This is a genomic window from Thermobifida cellulosilytica TB100 (assembly GCF_001517975.1).
GTDB lineage: Bacteria > Actinomycetota > Actinomycetes > Streptosporangiales > Streptosporangiaceae > Thermobifida > Thermobifida cellulosilytica.
Genome location: NZ_KQ950184.1, coordinates 94,340 through 109,586, shown reverse-complemented (window position 1 = coordinate 109,586; position 15,247 = coordinate 94,340). Strand labels below are relative to the sequence as shown.

15 protein-coding genes are annotated in these 15,247 nt (G+C 72.0%); 6 read left to right on the top strand and 9 right to left on the bottom strand.

Going from position 1 to position 15,247, the window contains the following annotated elements; all coding sequences use genetic code 11:
• Nucleotides 1–9: 9 nt before the first annotated feature.
• Complete coding sequence (lexA, locus tag AC529_RS15055; RefSeq protein WP_068757817.1) at nt 10–774, top strand: transcriptional repressor LexA; 765 nt, start codon at nt 10–12, stop codon at nt 772–774.
• A 182-nt stretch (nt 775–956) separates the two neighbouring features.
• Here the strand turns inward: lexA and AC529_RS15050 are convergent, their stop codons facing one another.
• The 4 genes from AC529_RS15050 to leuS form a co-directional block, all read right to left on the bottom strand.
• Entirely contained in the window at nt 957–1,754 is a 798-nt protein-coding gene (locus AC529_RS15050) for a hypothetical protein (RefSeq protein WP_068757815.1), read from the bottom strand.
• A gap of 93 nt (nt 1,755–1,847) precedes the next feature.
• Nucleotides 1,848–2,504 carry a hypothetical protein gene (locus AC529_RS15045; RefSeq protein ID WP_068757813.1) on the bottom strand — a complete coding sequence of 219 codons (657 nt, stop codon included), beginning with the start codon at nt 2,502–2,504 and terminating at the stop codon, nt 1,848–1,850.
• Nucleotides 2,505–2,716: 212 nt separating this feature from the next.
• Complete coding sequence (locus AC529_RS15040) at nt 2,717–3,289, bottom strand: hypothetical protein (protein WP_068757811.1); 573 nt, start codon at nt 3,287–3,289, stop codon at nt 2,717–2,719.
• Nucleotides 3,290–3,393: 104 nt separating this feature from the next.
• Complete coding sequence (gene leuS, locus AC529_RS15035) at nt 3,394–5,889, bottom strand: leucine--tRNA ligase (RefSeq protein WP_068757809.1); 2,496 nt, start codon at nt 5,887–5,889, stop codon at nt 3,394–3,396.
• A gap of 493 nt (nt 5,890–6,382) precedes the next feature.
• Between leuS and AC529_RS15030 the strand changes: the two genes are divergently transcribed.
• On the top strand, nt 6,383–6,778 hold the full coding sequence (locus AC529_RS15030) for a DUF6406 domain-containing protein (protein ID WP_232306768.1): 396 nt from the start codon (nt 6,383–6,385) through the stop codon (nt 6,776–6,778).
• A gap of 97 nt (nt 6,779–6,875) precedes the next feature.
• Nucleotides 6,876–8,423 carry a long-chain-fatty-acid--CoA ligase gene (locus AC529_RS15025; RefSeq protein ID WP_068757805.1) on the top strand — a complete coding sequence of 516 codons (1,548 nt, stop codon included), beginning with the start codon at nt 6,876–6,878 and terminating at the stop codon, nt 8,421–8,423.
• A gap of 121 nt (nt 8,424–8,544) precedes the next feature.
• Here AC529_RS15025 and AC529_RS15020 read toward each other — a convergent pair whose 3' ends face one another.
• From AC529_RS15020 to AC529_RS15005, 4 genes are all read right to left on the bottom strand, one after another.
• On the bottom strand, nt 8,545–8,772 hold the full coding sequence (locus AC529_RS15020) for a hypothetical protein (protein ID WP_068758054.1): 228 nt from the start codon (nt 8,770–8,772) through the stop codon (nt 8,545–8,547).
• A gap of 83 nt (nt 8,773–8,855) precedes the next feature.
• Complete coding sequence (locus AC529_RS15015) at nt 8,856–9,308, bottom strand: hypothetical protein (RefSeq protein WP_068757803.1); 453 nt, start codon at nt 9,306–9,308, stop codon at nt 8,856–8,858.
• A gap of 53 nt (nt 9,309–9,361) precedes the next feature.
• Nucleotides 9,362–10,633: an SAM-dependent methyltransferase gene (locus AC529_RS15010; RefSeq protein WP_068757801.1), complete on the bottom strand. Its 1,272-nt coding sequence runs from the start codon at nt 10,631–10,633 to the stop codon at nt 9,362–9,364.
• A 15-nt stretch (nt 10,634–10,648) separates the two neighbouring features.
• A complete protein-coding gene (locus AC529_RS15005; protein ID WP_068757799.1) occupies nt 10,649–12,064 on the bottom strand; it encodes an FAD-binding oxidoreductase in 1,416 nt (471 codons plus the stop codon).
• A 171-nt stretch (nt 12,065–12,235) separates the two neighbouring features.
• Between AC529_RS15005 and AC529_RS15000 the strand changes: the two genes are divergently transcribed.
• A complete protein-coding gene (locus AC529_RS15000) occupies nt 12,236–13,006 on the top strand; it encodes a glutamate racemase (RefSeq protein ID WP_068757797.1) in 771 nt (256 codons plus the stop codon).
• Complete coding sequence (locus AC529_RS14995; protein ID WP_068757795.1) at nt 13,003–13,278, top strand: VOC family protein; 276 nt, start codon at nt 13,003–13,005, stop codon at nt 13,276–13,278. Before AC529_RS15000 ends, AC529_RS14995 begins: the two co-directional genes overlap by 4 nt.
• Before the next feature lie 3 nt (nt 13,279–13,281).
• Here AC529_RS14995 and AC529_RS14990 read toward each other — a convergent pair whose 3' ends face one another.
• Nucleotides 13,282–14,703, bottom strand: a complete 1,422-nt coding sequence (locus tag AC529_RS14990; protein ID WP_068757794.1) for a hypothetical protein — start codon at nt 14,701–14,703, stop codon at nt 13,282–13,284.
• 160 nt (nt 14,704–14,863) lie between these two features.
• Here AC529_RS14990 and AC529_RS14985 point away from each other — a divergent pair, with 160 nt between their 5' ends.
• On the top strand, nt 14,864–15,214 hold the full coding sequence (locus AC529_RS14985; protein WP_068757792.1) for a hypothetical protein: 351 nt from the start codon (nt 14,864–14,866) through the stop codon (nt 15,212–15,214).
• Nucleotides 15,215–15,247 lie beyond the last annotated feature (33 nt).

Sequence of the window (15,247 nt, the reverse complement as noted above, 5' to 3'; positions counted from 1 at the left end):
AGGCCGGACGTGCCGGAGGAGAACAACGGAGGGCGGCAGCCCCGTGCGGAGGAGAGTGCCGTCTCCGCACTCCGCCCGGTCCGCACGGATGACTCCGCTGCGACCCCCACCGGGGGGGCGGAGGCCGCTCCGACACTCACCGACCGCCAGCGGAGTGTCCTGAACGTCATCCACCGCTACGTCCGTGAGCGGGGGTACCCGCCGTCGATCCGGGAGATCGGTGACGCGGTAGGACTGTCCAGCCCCTCAAGTGTCGCGCACCAGTTGAAGGTGTTGCAACGCAAGGGCTACCTCCACCGGGACCAGAATCGCCCAAGAGCGGTGGAAATTCGCATTCCCGGCGAAATGCCCACCTTTCCGCAGAAAACCCCTGGTCACACGGGGGCAGCGGACTCTCCCGCCACGGTCGGCATCCCCCTCCTGGGCCGTATCGCGGCGGGCGGCCCGATCCTGGCCGAGGAGTACGTCGAGGACGTCTTCACCCTCCCCCGACAGCTCGTCGGCGAAGGCACTCTGTTCATGCTCACCGTCGTGGGCGACTCCATGGTCGACGCCGCCATCACCGATGGTGACCTGGTGGTTGTCCGCCAGCAGCCCGACGCCAACAACGGCGACATCGTGGCCGCGCTGCTGGGTGACGAGGCCACGGTGAAGGTGTTCAAACGTGACGGAGAACACGTTTGGCTACTGCCCAGAAACAGCGCCTACGAGCCGATCAACGGCGATTCCGCGACCATTCTGGGCAAGGTGGTCACCGTTCTCCGTAAGGTGTAACAACTCCGCGTCGTTTCGGTACGGCGCCGTAATCCGCGCCTCCTGACGGCCCCGCACCCCGTCTCCGCCCCCGCCGTGGACGCCTCCGCCGCCGTCCGCGCGGTCTCCCGTGCCGGAAAGACACGACCGCCCCGGGCGGCACGGGGGCGACGCTCCCGCTGCGGAGCGCCGCCCGGGCTCCGCTATTCGCGGTAGTCGCCGCTCTCGATCTTCGCCAGGGTGGAGTGGGCCAGCTCCTCGGCCTGCGCGATCGCCTCGTCCTCGGGCAGCGGCTCTCCGCCGCTCATCTCGTCGTAGCAGGCCGAGAACGACAGGTTCTCCACGTAGGTGGCCACGCAGCCGACCTCGTTGGTGGAGTCGTACCAGGACAGGGCGCCCTCGCCGAGCCCGCTCACCGGGGTCGTGTCGTAGTCCTCGGCGTACAGCTCCAGGTCGTCGGCGGTGTCGTACGCCTCCTCGGGGTCGTTGAGCACGACCGTGAGGAAGTAGTAGCTCCCCTCCTCCCAGGTGACGGCGTTGTTCCAGGAGCAGTGGTAGCCCTCCCACCACTCCTGGGCACCGGTGTCGACGTCCTCGACCTCCAGGCTGTACCCGGGCATGAGCGTGTCCAGTTCGTCGGGAGCGATCTCCTCACAGGCCGGCAGTACGACGAACTCCCCCTGCGGCGAAGGCGTCTCGTCGGGCCCCTGGGGCTCCTCCCCGCCGGACTGGGGGCTCTCGGCCACGTTGCCCGAACCACCGGCCGACGGCGCCTCGTTGCCGCCGCTCAGGGCGAAGAACACGATGATCCCCGCCACGGCCAGGACCACGAACGCGCCCACGAGCACGCCGGCGATCAGACAGCCGTTGCTCTTCCGCTGCGGAGGCGTCGGGTATCCGGCCCCGTACTGGGGGGTGAACTGCTGGCCGTAGGAGGGCTGGGGAGTCCCGTAGGGCTGGCCGTAGGGAGGTTGCGGTCCGTTGGGAGGCGGCTGCGTCATCAGGTTCCTCGCTGAGTACTGGCGGGTGATCCGCGTGATCGGGGATGGGGACGACCGGTGTCGGCGCAGAGCGCCTGCCCGGTCCCTGGGGGTCTATTCCGCTTCGAGTTCGGCGACGATCTCCCTGGCCACGGTCAGGGCGCCCTCCATGGCTTCCGCCGCGGAGATCTCCCGACTGGCCGCGAAATCGGTGCTGGACTCGTAGCAGGTGGAGATCATGAGGTTGGACTTCCGTACCGCCACACACCCGTGCAGCGTGGTGGCGTCGTACCACCGGACCGCCTCGTCGCCGAGGTCGTCCACGGCGACCGCGGTGTTCCCCCCGGGTTCGCTCCTCAGGTCGGCCCGGGCCGACGCCTCTCCGCCGTAGCCGAGGCGGTTGCCGCTGCGGATGAACGCCACGCTCACGCTGGCGGGCAGCCCGGAGGAGTCCTCCGTGGTCGTCCAGCGGCACTGGGTGCCGTCCCACCAGTCGGCGTCCCCGGTGTCGATCGGGCTGTCGAGGTCGGCCACGTGTCCCTTGACGAAGCGGTCGAGCACCCCGCTCTCCTCCACCACGGCGCACTCGGGGGCCGCCTCGTAGTCCCCACCCGGCCCACGCAGCCAGACGAGGAAGCCGATCCCTCCGAGGACCAGCAGTGCCAGGCCCAGCACCGCACCGGCCAGGAGCACCGTCGCGCAACCGCGGCCGCTCTTGGGCGGCGTCTCCTGCTGGGGGGCGAATCCGCCGTAGGGGGGCGGCTGGACCATGGGCTTCCCTTCGTCTGTCCCGGACCGGGGCGGGGGTGGTACGACGTGCCAACGCTACTAGTCGGGAGCCACCCGGCCGGTGGCGGCGTCAGGTGGTCCGGTCGTCCCGTTCTACCGAGTGAGAAGCCGCTTCCCGCCACAAAGTTCGCGATGATCGAAGACCTTTTTCCCGGCGGCCCGGCCCGCGCCCCGGCGTCGGCGCCGGGATGCCGTCACAGGGCCGCGGCCACCTCCGCGGCCACCGTGGCCGCTGCGCTGCGGGCCTCCTGCGCGGGCACTCCGCCGTACCAGACCCGGACCGTGAGGTTGTCGGCCCGCAGGACCGCCTCGGCGCCGTCGCCGACGGACGCCGCGCGCACCACTGCTTCCTCGACGGGCTCCGCGGCGTCGCCGCTCAGCGCCTCCAGCTCCGCCGCGGCCCGGTCCGCCCCGCTCACCGAACCGTCGCCGTCCCCGAAGTGGGCGCGGAAGGAGACGACGAGGACCCGGGCGTCGGCACCGGACGCGTCCAGGGAGGACCACACGCACGACCGCTCGGCGGACTGGGACAGCGGCCCGGCCGTGTCGCTCTCCAGCACCGCCGAGGGGACCACGGCCTCCACCGCCGTAGTCGGCACCGACGCGCAGTCGGGCGGCTGCGGGTAGGTGTCCGCCTCCGTGGCCTCGACCGCGGGACCGCGCGCGTCCCACAGCAGCCCGCCGACGACGGCCCCGGTGCTCACCACGGCGACCCCGCCCACCGCGGCGACCCAGCGCAGCAGCGTCCGCCGTCTCGCCTCGCCCATGTCCGCAGCCTCTCTCCTCCGCCGCGACGCCCGGCTGTTCCCCGCACACCGCGGGGCCGCGGCCGGTCGAGCCGCGGCCCCGCGGGGGTCGGCGGGCAGAACCGCTAGGCGACCACGATGTTGACCAGTTTGGGTTCGCGCACGACGATCTTGCGGATCTCGCGCCCGGCGATGAAGCCCTGCACCTTCTGCGAGGCCAGGGCCAGCCTCTCCAGCTCCTCCGCGGAGATGTCCGGCGACACCTCCAGCTTGTCGCGGACCTTGCTGGCCACCTGGACCACGCAGGTCACGCTCTCCTGCACCAGCAGCGCGGGGTCGGGCTCGCGCCAGGTGCCCACGGCCACCGAGCCGGAGTGGCCGAGCAGCTCCCAGCCCTCCTCCGCGACGTAGGGCGCGAACAGCCCGAGCGTGATCGCGATGACCTCGGCGGCCTCGCGCACGGCCGGGTCGGCGGCGCCGGGGCCGGAGTCGATCGCCCGGCGGGTCGCGGTGACCAGCTCCATGATGCGCGCGATCGCCACATTGAACCGCTGCGCCTCGATGGCGTCGGTCACCTTCGCCAGGGTCTGGTGGGTGACCCGGCGCAGGGCCTGGTCGCCGGTCGCCGGGTCGACGCCCGGCGCGGAGGCGGCTCCGGCCTGGGCCATCACCCGGTAGGCGCGGTTGAGGAACTTCAGGGAGGCGCCCGGGGAGACGTCGGCCCAGTCGATGTCCTCCTCCGGCGGGCCGGCGAAGACCACGGTCAGCCGGACCGCGTCGACGCCGTAGCGGTCGATCTCCTTGCCCAGGTCCACGCCGTTGCCCAGCGACTTGGACATCGCCTTGCCCTGGTTGATGACCTGGCCCTGGTTGAGCAGCCGGACGAAGGGCTCGGTGAAGGACACCAGGCCCATGTCGTAGAGCACCTTGGTGAAGAAGCGGCTGTACAGCAGGTGCAGGATCGCGTGCTCGACGCCGCCGACGTACTGGTCGATGGGCCCCCACTTCTCGACCTTCTCCACGTCGAACGGCGCGGTGTCCAGGTTCGGCGAGCAGTACCGCAGGTAGTACCAGGAGGAGTCGACGAAGGTGTCCATGGTGTCGGTGTCCCGCTTGGCGGCCCCGCCGCAGCGGGGGCAGGACACGTTGACCCAGTCGGTGGCCGCGGCCAGCGGGGAGATCCCCTTGGGGGCCAGGTCGGCGCCGCGCAGGTTCTCGGGCAGCCGCACCGGCAGGTCGGAGTCGGGGACGGGGACCTCGCCGCAGTCGGGGCAGTGGATGATCGGGATGGGGGTGCCCCAGTAGCGCTGGCGGGACAGCAGCCAGTCGCGCAGCCGGTAGTTGACGGCGGCCTTGCCGGTGCCGCGCTCGGTGAGGATCTCGATGATGCGCGGGATGGCCTCGCTCTTGCTCAGCCCGTTCAGCGGGCCGGAGTTGACCAGGACGCCCTCGCCGGGGGTGGCGATCCCGGTCTCGGCCGGGTCGGGTTCGCCGGTGTCGACCACGACCCGCACCGGCAGGCCGAAGGTGCGGGCGAAGTCCAGGTCACGCTGGTCGTGGGCGGGCACCGCCATGATCGCGCCGTGACCGTAGTCGGCCAGCACGTAGTCGGCGGCCCACACCGGGATGCGCTCGCCGTTGACCGGGTTGATCGCGTAGCGCCCCAGGAAGACGCCGGTCTTCTCCCGTTCGGTGGACTGGCGCTCGATGTCGCTGAGCTTGCTGACCTGGACGCGGTAGGCCTCGAACGCCTCGCGCTGCTCGGGCGCGCACAGCTCGTCGGCCAGCGGGGCGTCGGCGGCCACCACGAAGAAGGTGGCCCCGTACAGGGTGTCGGGACGGGTGGTGAAGACGGTGACCGGCTCGTCGCGGCCCTCGATCACGAAGTCGACGTCGGCGCCCTCGGAGCGGCCGATCCAGTTGCGCTGCATGGTGAGCACGCGCTCCGGCCAGCCGCCCTCCAACTGCTCCATGTCGTCCAGCAGCCGCTGGGCGTAGTCGGTGATCTTGAAGTACCACTGGTTGAGCGCGCGCCGCTCGACCTCGGTGTGGCAGCGCTCACACCTGCCCTGCACGACCTGCTCGTTGGCGAGCACGGTCTGGTCCTGCGGGCACCAGTTGACCAGGCCGTCCTTGCGGTAGGCCAGGCCGCGTTCGTAGAACCGGAGGAAGAACCACTGGTTCCAGCGGTAGTACTCGGGGTCGCTGGTGTGCAGGCGACGGGACCAGTCCAGGGAGATGCCGTAGCGCCGGAAGGACTCGGCCTGGGTCTCGATGTTGGCGTAGGTCCACTCGGCGGGGTGGGAGTCGCGCTTGATGGCGGCGTTCTCCGCGGGCAGTCCGAAGGAGTCCCAGCCGATCGGGTGCAGCACGTTCTCCCCGCGCGCGAAGTGGTAGCGCGCGATGACGTCGCCGATCGCGAACGCCTCGGCGTGGCCCATGTGGAGGTCGCCCGAGGGGTAGGGGAACATGTCGAGCACATAGCGCCGGGGACGGGTGTCGGCCGGGTCCTCACTGGCGGTGAAGGGGTTCTCCTTCGCCCACCGGGCCTGCCACTTCTCCTGCAGTGCCCGGGCGTCGTAGGAGTCGCTCGTCGTCTGCTCGCCGCTAACCGCTGTCATCGTTGGATGGTTCCTCTACCGGTGTTGCCCTGGGGACAGGTTCCGATCTGGCGCCCTGCTGCTGGTGGACCAGCCGCTCCCGGCTCGTCGGCGGTCCCTGGGGCCGCCGCTCCGAGTGCCTGTCTCTCAAGGTTAGCGCGCGGCGACACGCCCGCGGCGCCATCCGTTCGGCGGGCACCGCCACGGGGGGCGCCCGGGCTGGTCGGGGGGCGGGCGACGGGCCGTGCGGCCCGCGCGGAAAACCTCGGACCCCACGTGACGGTACGGTAACCCACTACCGTGGATGCCACGCGGGAAGGCTCCGGTCCCCCGGGCGTCGCCCCGCCGGTGCGCCGGCGCCCGGCCCCACACCGGCGCCGAGGCGCCGGAGGGAGCAGCCCTCCGCGAGGGCCGGGCCCGCCGTCCGAAGGCGCGTGCGGTGCGAGGCCACCGGCGCGCGGCTGTCTGTTCAGTGGAGAGACCGATCGAGATGACCCTGTCCCGTTTGCGCACTGTGTTCCGGACGCTGCTGTCCACCGTGCTGGCCGTCGCCGCGGGCGCGGCGCTGGCCGCCTGTTCGACGCAGGGCGAGGAGGTCCCCGCCGAGACGGTGGCCGAGCAGAGCCAGGCCCCGGTGCTGGGCGACTACGACAACCGCATCCAACTGGTCGAAGGGACCCCCTACACCCTCACGACCGAGGAGGGCGACTCCTTCGTCCTGGAGATCACCGGGTACGACGACGCGAAGCCGAGCGTGGTCATCAGCGTGACCCCGGACGGGGGCCGGGGCGAGGAGCAGTCCCTGGAGCTCGGCGAGGAGCTGGAGGTGGGCGGAGTCTCCTGGCACGTCTCGGAGCTGGGCTTCAGCGAGTCGATGCCCGGCTCGGTGACGCTCACCAGGGCGGAATAACCGCCCGCTTCCTGGGCAGAGGGCTCCTGGTCGCTGCCTCCTCCCATAAGTTACTGTGCAGTAGGACACTATGGGCGACATTTCCGGAGGAGGCAGGATGCTCAATCTCTCGGTTCTGCTGGAGGACGGCGCACGCAACCAGCCCGAGCGCGACGCGATCGTCTTCGGCGACATGCGGCTGAACTACGCCCTGGTCGACATGATCGCCAACCAGGTGGCCAACCTGCTGGTGTCCCGGGGTGTCCGGCCGGGGGACAGAGTCGCGATCGCCTGTCCCAACGTCCCGTACTTTCCCTTCGTCTACTTCGGTGCGCTCAAGGCGGGCGCGGTCGTGGTCCCGCTGAACGTCCTGCTCACCCCGCGGGAGATCGAGTACCACCTGCGCGACTCCGGGGCCAAGGCGCTGTTCGCCTTCACCGGCACCCCGGAACTGCCGCTGGGCGAACGCGCGTGGAAGGCGTTCCACGAGGTCGCCGAGTGCGAGGTGTACGTCGACCTGCCCGCCACGGCCGGGGCCACCGAGTCCGCGATCGAGGGCGCCGAGACCTTCTGGGCCGCACTGGCCGGCCAGCCCGGCGAGTTCGAGTCGGTGCGCACCGAGGCGGACGACACCGCGGTGATCATCTACACCAGCGGCACCACCGGCCAGCCCAAGGGTGCCCAGCTCACCCACAACAACCTGCTGTTCAACGCGGTCTCCTCCAGCGCGATGTTCGACCAGGCCCCCGACGGGCACGACGTGTTCCTCACCGTGCTGCCGCTGTTCCACATCTTCGGGCAGACCACGATGATGAACGCCGCGCTGTACCGGCACGGCACGATGGTGCTGATGCCGCGCTTCGACGGCGACGAGGCGCTGTCGCTGATGGAGCGGGAGGGCGTCACCCTCTTCGCCGGGGTGCCGACCATGTACTGGGGGCTGCTCAACGCCAGGGGCGAGCACGACATCGAGAAGATCTCCCGCACCCTGCACACCGCGGTGTCCGGCGGCGCGCCCCTGCCCGCCGAGGTCTCCCGCCGGATCAGGGAGAAGTTCGGCATCGGCATCCTGGAGGGCTACGGCCTGTCCGAGACCTCCCCGGTGGTGTCCTTCAACAACCCCAAGCGCAAGGCCAAGCCGGGCTCGATCGGCCTGCCGATCTGGGGTGTGGAGATGAAGCTCGTCGACGAGAACTTCGAGACCGTCGAGGGCGAGGGGCCGGGGGAGATCGCGGTGCGCGGCCACTGCGTGATGAAGGGCTACCACAACCGTCCCGAGGCCAACGCACAGGCCATGCGCGACGGCTGGTTCCGCACCGGCGACATCGCCCGCCGCGACGAGGAGGGCTTCTACTTCATCATCGACCGCTCCAAGGACATGATCATCCGCGGCGGCTACAACGTCTACCCGCGGGAGATCGAGGAGGTGCTGATGACGCACCCCCAGGTGAGCCTGGCCGCCGTCGTGGGCGTCCCACACGACACGCACGGCGAGGAGATCAAGGCGTTCGTGATCCCCACCGAGGACGCCACGATCACCGAGCAGGAGCTGATCGACTGGTCCAAGGAGCGGCTGGCCGCCTACAAGTACCCCCGGCTGGTGGAGTTCCGCTCCGAACTGCCGATGACCGCCACCGGCAAGATCCTCAAGCGCGAACTGCGCTGACGCGCCGTCCGGAGCGCCCGTGCCGGGCGGTGCCCGCGGCCCGGCACGGGCAGGCCCCTCCCGCCCGGCGGACGCGCGGGGCGCTCGACGGCGGTCCGCCCAGTGGACCGGGGCGGTCGGCTCAGGGCGACGGCTGCCACTGCCCGTCGCAGACCGTGCAGCGGAACTCGATGGGCTTGCCGCAGGTGCGGCAGTACGGCCCGGGCCCGAACTCGTCGAGGTGCAGGGCGTGCCGGTCCTCGAAGACCCGCACGTCCAGGCACACGTTGCAGCGGATCGGCACGCCGGTCGGACTGGGCGGCCAGGGGTCGTCCGGTTCGACGAGGTGGTCGTCCGCCTGGTGGTCCATCACTGCCTCCCCGCGGCCGGTGGTTCCGTCCACTCTAGGCCGGGGCCGCCCCGGCCGGGGCGGTTTCCGCGCCGCGGGGCGTGTCAGTCGGAGAGCTCCGCGGCCGCGCGCAGGGTGGGCAGCAGCTCCTCCCTGCCGTAGACGGCCGTCCCGACGGCCGCGGAGAACGCGGCCAGCATGTGCACGAAGACCAGCGGGTCGCCCTGGGCCCGGACACGGGCGGCCTCGTGCTCCCCCACCGCGTACGCCTCCCAGGTCGTGACGACCGCCAGCTCCACCTCGGGGTCCAGCAGGTCCGCGACGGTCCGGGAGACCGCCTCCCGCGTGTCGGCGGGACGCCACGGCACCCCGGTGTCCTGCACCCGGCGGGAGAGGAAGGCCGCGAACACCTTCAGTTCGGAGGCGATCCGCTCCCCCGCCTCGGTGCTGATCCCCGCGGAGCGCTCGCGGACCAGTCGGCGGTCGGCGTGCGCGTACGCGTCGATGAGGTCGAGGGCGACGGCCTTGTGGTGCCGGGTGTCGTCTGTCGCAGCCATGCCCCTCATCATGCCCACCGGTCGGAGTCCACACCCCGGCCGCGCCGTCCGGTTCAGAGGGCGGGAGGCTCGAAGTCGGGCCGCAGCGGCATGTGCGCGTCGGTCCCGTCGAGCTTCACCCCCAGGATCTGGTGCAACTGCACCACGTTCCGCTCGAAGCCCAGCACGCATCCCGCCATGTAGAGCCGCCACACCCGGGCGGTGCCCTCGCCGACCTCCCGCACCGCGGCGTCCCAGTTGCGGTCCAGGTTGGCCGACCAGTCCCGCAGCGTCCGCGCGTAGTGCTCCCGCAGGTTCTCCTGGTGGCGGATCTCGAACCCGGCGTCGTTCATCGCCGTCTGCAACCAGCCGGGCCCCTCCAGTTCCCCGTCGGGGAAGACGTAGCGGTTGATGACCCCGTTGTGCTTGAACGGCGGCAGGTCGTTGCGGGGCCGGGTGATGCAGTGGTTGAGCAGCCGCCCGCCCGGGACGAGCTTGTCGTACAGCGCCGCGAAGTAGGCGGGGACGTTCTTCTTGCCGACGTGCTCGGTCAGCCCGATCGAGCTGATCGCGTCGTACTCCCCGTCGGGCACGTCGCGGTAGTCCATGTGGCGCACCTCGGCCAGGTCGCCCAGCCCCTCCTGGGCGATCCGCTTCTGCGCCCACTCGGCCTGCTCCTTGGACAGGGTCACGCCCAGGGCCTTGACGCCGTGCTCCCGGGCCGCGTGGATGACCATGCCGCCCCAGCCGCAGCCCACGTCCAGCAGCCGCTTGCCCGGGGCGAGCCCGAGCTTGCGGGCGACCAGCTCGTGCTTGTGGAACTGGGCCTGCTCCAGGGTGGCCTGCGGGGTCGGGTAGACCGCACAGGTGTAGGTCATCGACTCGCCCAGCACCAGTTCGTAGAAGGCGTTGGAGACGTCGTAGTGGTGGTGGATGGCCTCGGCGTCGCGCTTCCTGGAGTGGCGCAGCCCCAGGGAGGCGAGCCGGGAACGGCGCACCTCCTGCGGCGGGGGCGGCAGCCGGTTGACGAACTTGACCCAGCCGATGTCCCGGACGATCCGCAGCATCTCCCCGGCGGAGAGCGTGGGCCTGTCGCTGAGCACCAGGTCGGCCAGGGCGCGCAGGGCGGTGTACATGTCGCCCTCCACGTCGATGTACCCGGCCACGTACGCCCGGGTCAGCCCGAGGGCCCCGGGCGCCTGGGCGATGTGGTTCAGCGCCGCGGGATGGCGGACGACCACGGCGACCTCGCTGTCGGGGTCCCCCGCGGTGCTGCCGTCGTAGGCGCGGAACCGGACGGGCGCGTCGGCTCCGGCGAGCCGCTCGAACATCTCCGCCAGTCGCATGGCTCTCCCCTCATCTCACCTGTTGCCGACGCACTTGGCGTACAGGTCGAGCAGCCGGTGGTCCGGGTCGTAGGCGGCCTTGAGCTTGCGGTAGGCCTCGCCGTTGTAGAGCCGCCAGAACTCGTCCTCGCTGTAGAAGGCGTCCGAGTAGAGCGACTTGTGGCCGCCCAGGCGGGTCACCTCCTGCTCGACCGCTCGGTTGTGGTAGTTCCTGCCCTTTCCGGGGCGGACGGGAACCATGCCCCAGAAGCCGAAGTTGACATACAGGCGCCCGGCCCTGAGGGGGTAGAGCGGCCAGACCGGCTCCGCGTCCCCCTCCCCGCCCGGGGCCTCACGCAGCCGCAGCGGGCACAGCCACACCGGGGACATGCCGATCTCGGAGTGGAAGAAGTCGAGGAACTCCGCGCCGCGGCCCACCTCGACCTCGATGTCCTGGATCACCGGCTCCCTGGGGAGCTGCCCCCGGTAGTAGGCGAGCAGGCGGCTGAAGTCGGTGCGCCGGTCCAGGGCGACGAGCCTGCGGTAGACGTCGGAGCGCTTCAGGGAGCGCGGCCACAGCCGGCGCACCACCGGGTGCTGCACCCCGAAGGCGGCCGAGCACCAGAACCAGTCGGTGTCCCACCGCCACAGGTAGTCGTGCACGGTCAGGTAGTCGCCGGGGCCGGGTCCCGCGTAGCGGGGGATCGACCGGTAGTAGATGTCGGACCCGCCGTAGTCGCTGGTCCAGGGGGCGCGGTCGGCGAAGGACGCCAGCGTCAGGTACAGCTCGTCGCGCCCGAAGACCACCCCGTCGACGAAGTCGACCGCCTCGTCCTCGTAGCGCTGCTCCGCGCAGATCCGCTCCAGGGCCGCCATGGCCTCCTCGGCGCTGCCGAAGCGCAGGTGGCGGAGGTGGACGTAGGGGAGGACCGGTTCGAGTCGGATGCGCAGCCGCAGGGCGTAGCCGAGGGTGCCGTAGGAGTTGGGGAAGCCGCGGAACAGGTCGCGGTGCTCGTTGTCGCGCCGGGCCACCACCACCTCGCCGTTGCCGGTGAGGATCTCCATCTCCTCCACCGACTCGTGCGGCAGCCCGTTGCGGAAGGACGAGGACTCGATGCCCAGGCCGGTGACGGCCCCGCCCAGGGTGATGGTGCGCAACTGCGGCACCACCAGCGGCATGAGCCCATGCCGCAGGGTGACGGCGACCAGGTCCTCGTAGGTGGTCATGCCCCCGACCTCGGCGGTCCGGGCGTCGGGGTCGATGCTGATCACCGAGGTGAAGGCACTGACGTCGAGCCGGTGGGCGTTGCCGCCGCGGCCGAAGCGGAAGAGGTTGGAGGTCGGTTTGGCCAGGCGTACCGGCACGTCCTCCGGCAGGGCCGTGTAGGCGCGGCGCAGTTCGTGCACCGCCTTCATGTGGTCGGCGAGGTTGGACACGGAAGGCTGACGCATCGCTGTTCACCCACTTCTCACCCGCCTGCCCGCGGGAAACCGTGCGGTCCGGGCTCCGGCCCGCCCCGCGGCGTCCGTGGCGCCGGTCTGGGGGCAACCCTAGCCCCGCGCCACGGCGGCATCAGGGACATTGCACGGCGTTTCCCGATTTTGCGCATATCATCGGCTGGCGTGCGCATCGCATTAGTCGACTCGGGGATCGGTCTGCTCTCCACCGCAGCCGCGCTGCGGAGGCTCCGCCCGGACGCGGACCTGATCCTCTCCATGGACCCCGACCACATGCCGTGGGGGCCGCGCAGCGTGCCGGAGATCGTCGCGCGGGCGCTGGCGGGAGCGCGGGCGGTGCTCGACGAGGGCCCCGACGCGGTCGTGGTGGCGTGCAACACCGCGTCGGTGCACGCGCTCCAGCCGCTGCGCGACGAACTGGAGCCGCGTATTCCCGTGGTCGGCACCGTCCCGGCGGTCAAACCCGCCGCGGACCGGGGCGCGCCGTTCGCGATCTGGGCGACCCCGGCCACCACCGGCAGTCCCTACCAGCGCGACCTCATCGACCGGTTCGCGCGCGGGGTCGCGGTGACCCCGGTGGCCTGCCCAGGGCTGGCCGACGCGGTGGAGCGCGCCGACCGGGACGCGGTGGAGGAGGCCGTGGGCCGTGCCGCCGCGCGCACCCCCTCCGACGTGTCGGCGGTCGTGCTCGGCTGCACCCACTACGACCTGGTGAGCGAGGCCGTCACGGCGGCGCTGGGCGAGCAGGTGACGCTGTTCACCGCCGCCGACGCGGTCGCCGCGCAGGCCCTGCGGCGGCTGGGGGAGGCTCCCCGTCCCGACGCGCCCCGGACCGGAGTGCTGCGGGTGTACGCCAGCGGCCGGCCCGCGCAGCTTCCGGAGGCGGCGCTGTCCTACCGGGCCGGTGCGCTGCTGGCGGAGGGTGTGGCGGCATGACCGCGCTGAACCTGCTGGTGGTCTACACCGACCGCCTGGCGGAGTGCCGCGACTTCTACTCGGAGCTGGGGCTGGACCTGGTCGCGGAGAAGCACGGCGACGGCCCCGAGCACTACGCGGCGGTCCTCGCCGACGGCGCCGTCATCGAGTTCTACCCGGCCGGGGACCGCCCGCCGACCGGTCGGCTCCGCCTGGGGCTCTCCGTCGCGGGGGCGCAGTCGCGGACCGTGCGCGACCCGGACGGGCGCACCGTGGTGGTCAACGGCGTCTGACGCTCAGGCGTCCGCCGCCGTGTCGGCCAGGAGGCGGACCAGCTCCCGCACGCCCTCGGCGTCCCCGGAGTGCAGCAGCGACTCCAGCAGTCCCAGGGCCGCGTCGCGGTCGGCGGGCCGGACGCGCACCCTGGCCCACTGCTCCCGGGCCGCGCTGCGGGCGAAGTCGAGCTGCCGCCCCAGTCGGCCCAGGTCGTCGAGGAGCACCGTGTCGTGCGGGGACTCCTCCAGCGCGGCCAGGACCAGGTCCGCCCGCCGCTCCGGGTCGAGCTCCCTTCCCTGCTCGGTCCACAGCCAGGAGCCCAGCCGCGGCGCGGGGACCGGGGGGACCGGGACGCCGAGGGCGCGGACGCCGCCGCGGACCTCGGCCAGGTCGGCCGCCAGTTCGTCGTCGTCGCGCAGGTGCGCCGCTGCCGCCTGGGCCTGCGCCACCATGCCGAGCGCGATCCAGCGGGCGCCGCGGCGCAGTGCCAGCCGGGCCGCGCGCAGCGCCAGTTCCGCCCGGGGGCGGTGCGCTCCGGTCCGCTCCAGGTGGCGGACCCAGCCGGTGAGCCGGACGCCGAGCCGCCAGTCGTTGCCCGCCGCCCCCACCGCGTCGAGGTCCTCGACCGCCTCCGCCCACAGCGGCCGCAGGGACGGGCGGGCCTGGGCCTGCTCGGGCGGCGGCAGGGCCGCCGCGGCGGCGTCCACGGGGCGGCGCCCGGCACGGGCCAGCCAGGCGAGCAGCCTGGCCTGCTCGAAGCGGACCCGGGTGCGCATCTCCTCCCGGGCCGTCTCGGGGCCGCACAGGACGGTGGCCTCGGCGTCCAGCCGGTCCAGTACGGCCAGCGCCTCCTCGTCGCGGTCCAGGCGGCGCAGCACGCGCACCCGCGCCAGGAGGCACTCCGGTGCGGAGCGCACCCGCTGGTCCTGGGCGTCCAGGTGGTCGAGGGCCTCGCGGGGGCGGCCCAGGTCCACGAGCAGGTCGGCGAAGGCCGCGACCAGCGGCGGGTGCGCGGGGGTGCCGGGGCGGACGTGCTCCGACGCCACGGTGAGCAGCAGCTCGCGTTCCACGGTGTGGCCGGGGCCGTCGACGTTGGCGTAGCAGGCGGCCGCGGTCACCGAGGGGCAGGCGCCCGGCGGGCAGTGGCCAGGGGAGGCGTGCGCGGCGCGGGCCAGCTCGACGGCCTCGGGCAGCGCGCTCGTCCCCTCCTGCCGGTGGACGACCCGGGCGGTGAGGTGCCAGTGCCGCAGGTAGGGCGCGACCCAGGGAGGCGGTCCGGGTTCTGCGGCGGCGCGCAGCGCCTCGGGCAGTTCGGCGGCGATACGGTCGGCGTCGCCCAGTACGGCCAGCTCCGGCAGCCGTACCAGAGCGGCGGCCAGCCTGCCGTGCCCGTCCGCCCGCGCCTTGTCAGCGGTCTCCTCCGCCCATACCCACAGTGTCATGCGGTACTCCCTCCCCGTCGTCACCGAAAGTAGCAGCGCGGCCACCGTGGATCCCGGTGGACACGGAGGGGCTTGACAGTGTCCTTGTAGAGTCGACAGCACTGGAACGTGGGGGGAGTTCGGGGAAAGTTGTCGCAGACACCGACGGGAGAAGTACGGTATGGGTTGGCTGGACCGCTTCGGACTGCGCAAGGCGCAGCGCCGGGGCAGGAAGGCGCGGTACGACCGCCTGGCTGAGGATTCCGACGTCAAGGCGCTGATCGAGTTCGCGAAGAGCCGCACGGGAGTGGAGTTCTACGTCGAGCCCGAGACCTTCGCCACCGGGACCACGGCCGTGGCGGTGGCCCACGACGGGGAGTGGATCCGCCGCCGCGTCGGTTCGCCCGAGGTGATCCGCAGAGTCGCGCACCGGCTCGCTCTTCCCGCCTACGACGTGAACATCGTCGGTTATCCCAAGCGCATGCGGGAGTGGACCGCCCGCAACAAGCGTCGGCTGTCCCTCGAGGACTAGCCTCCCCCACTCTGTGAAACGGAGGATGGCGTC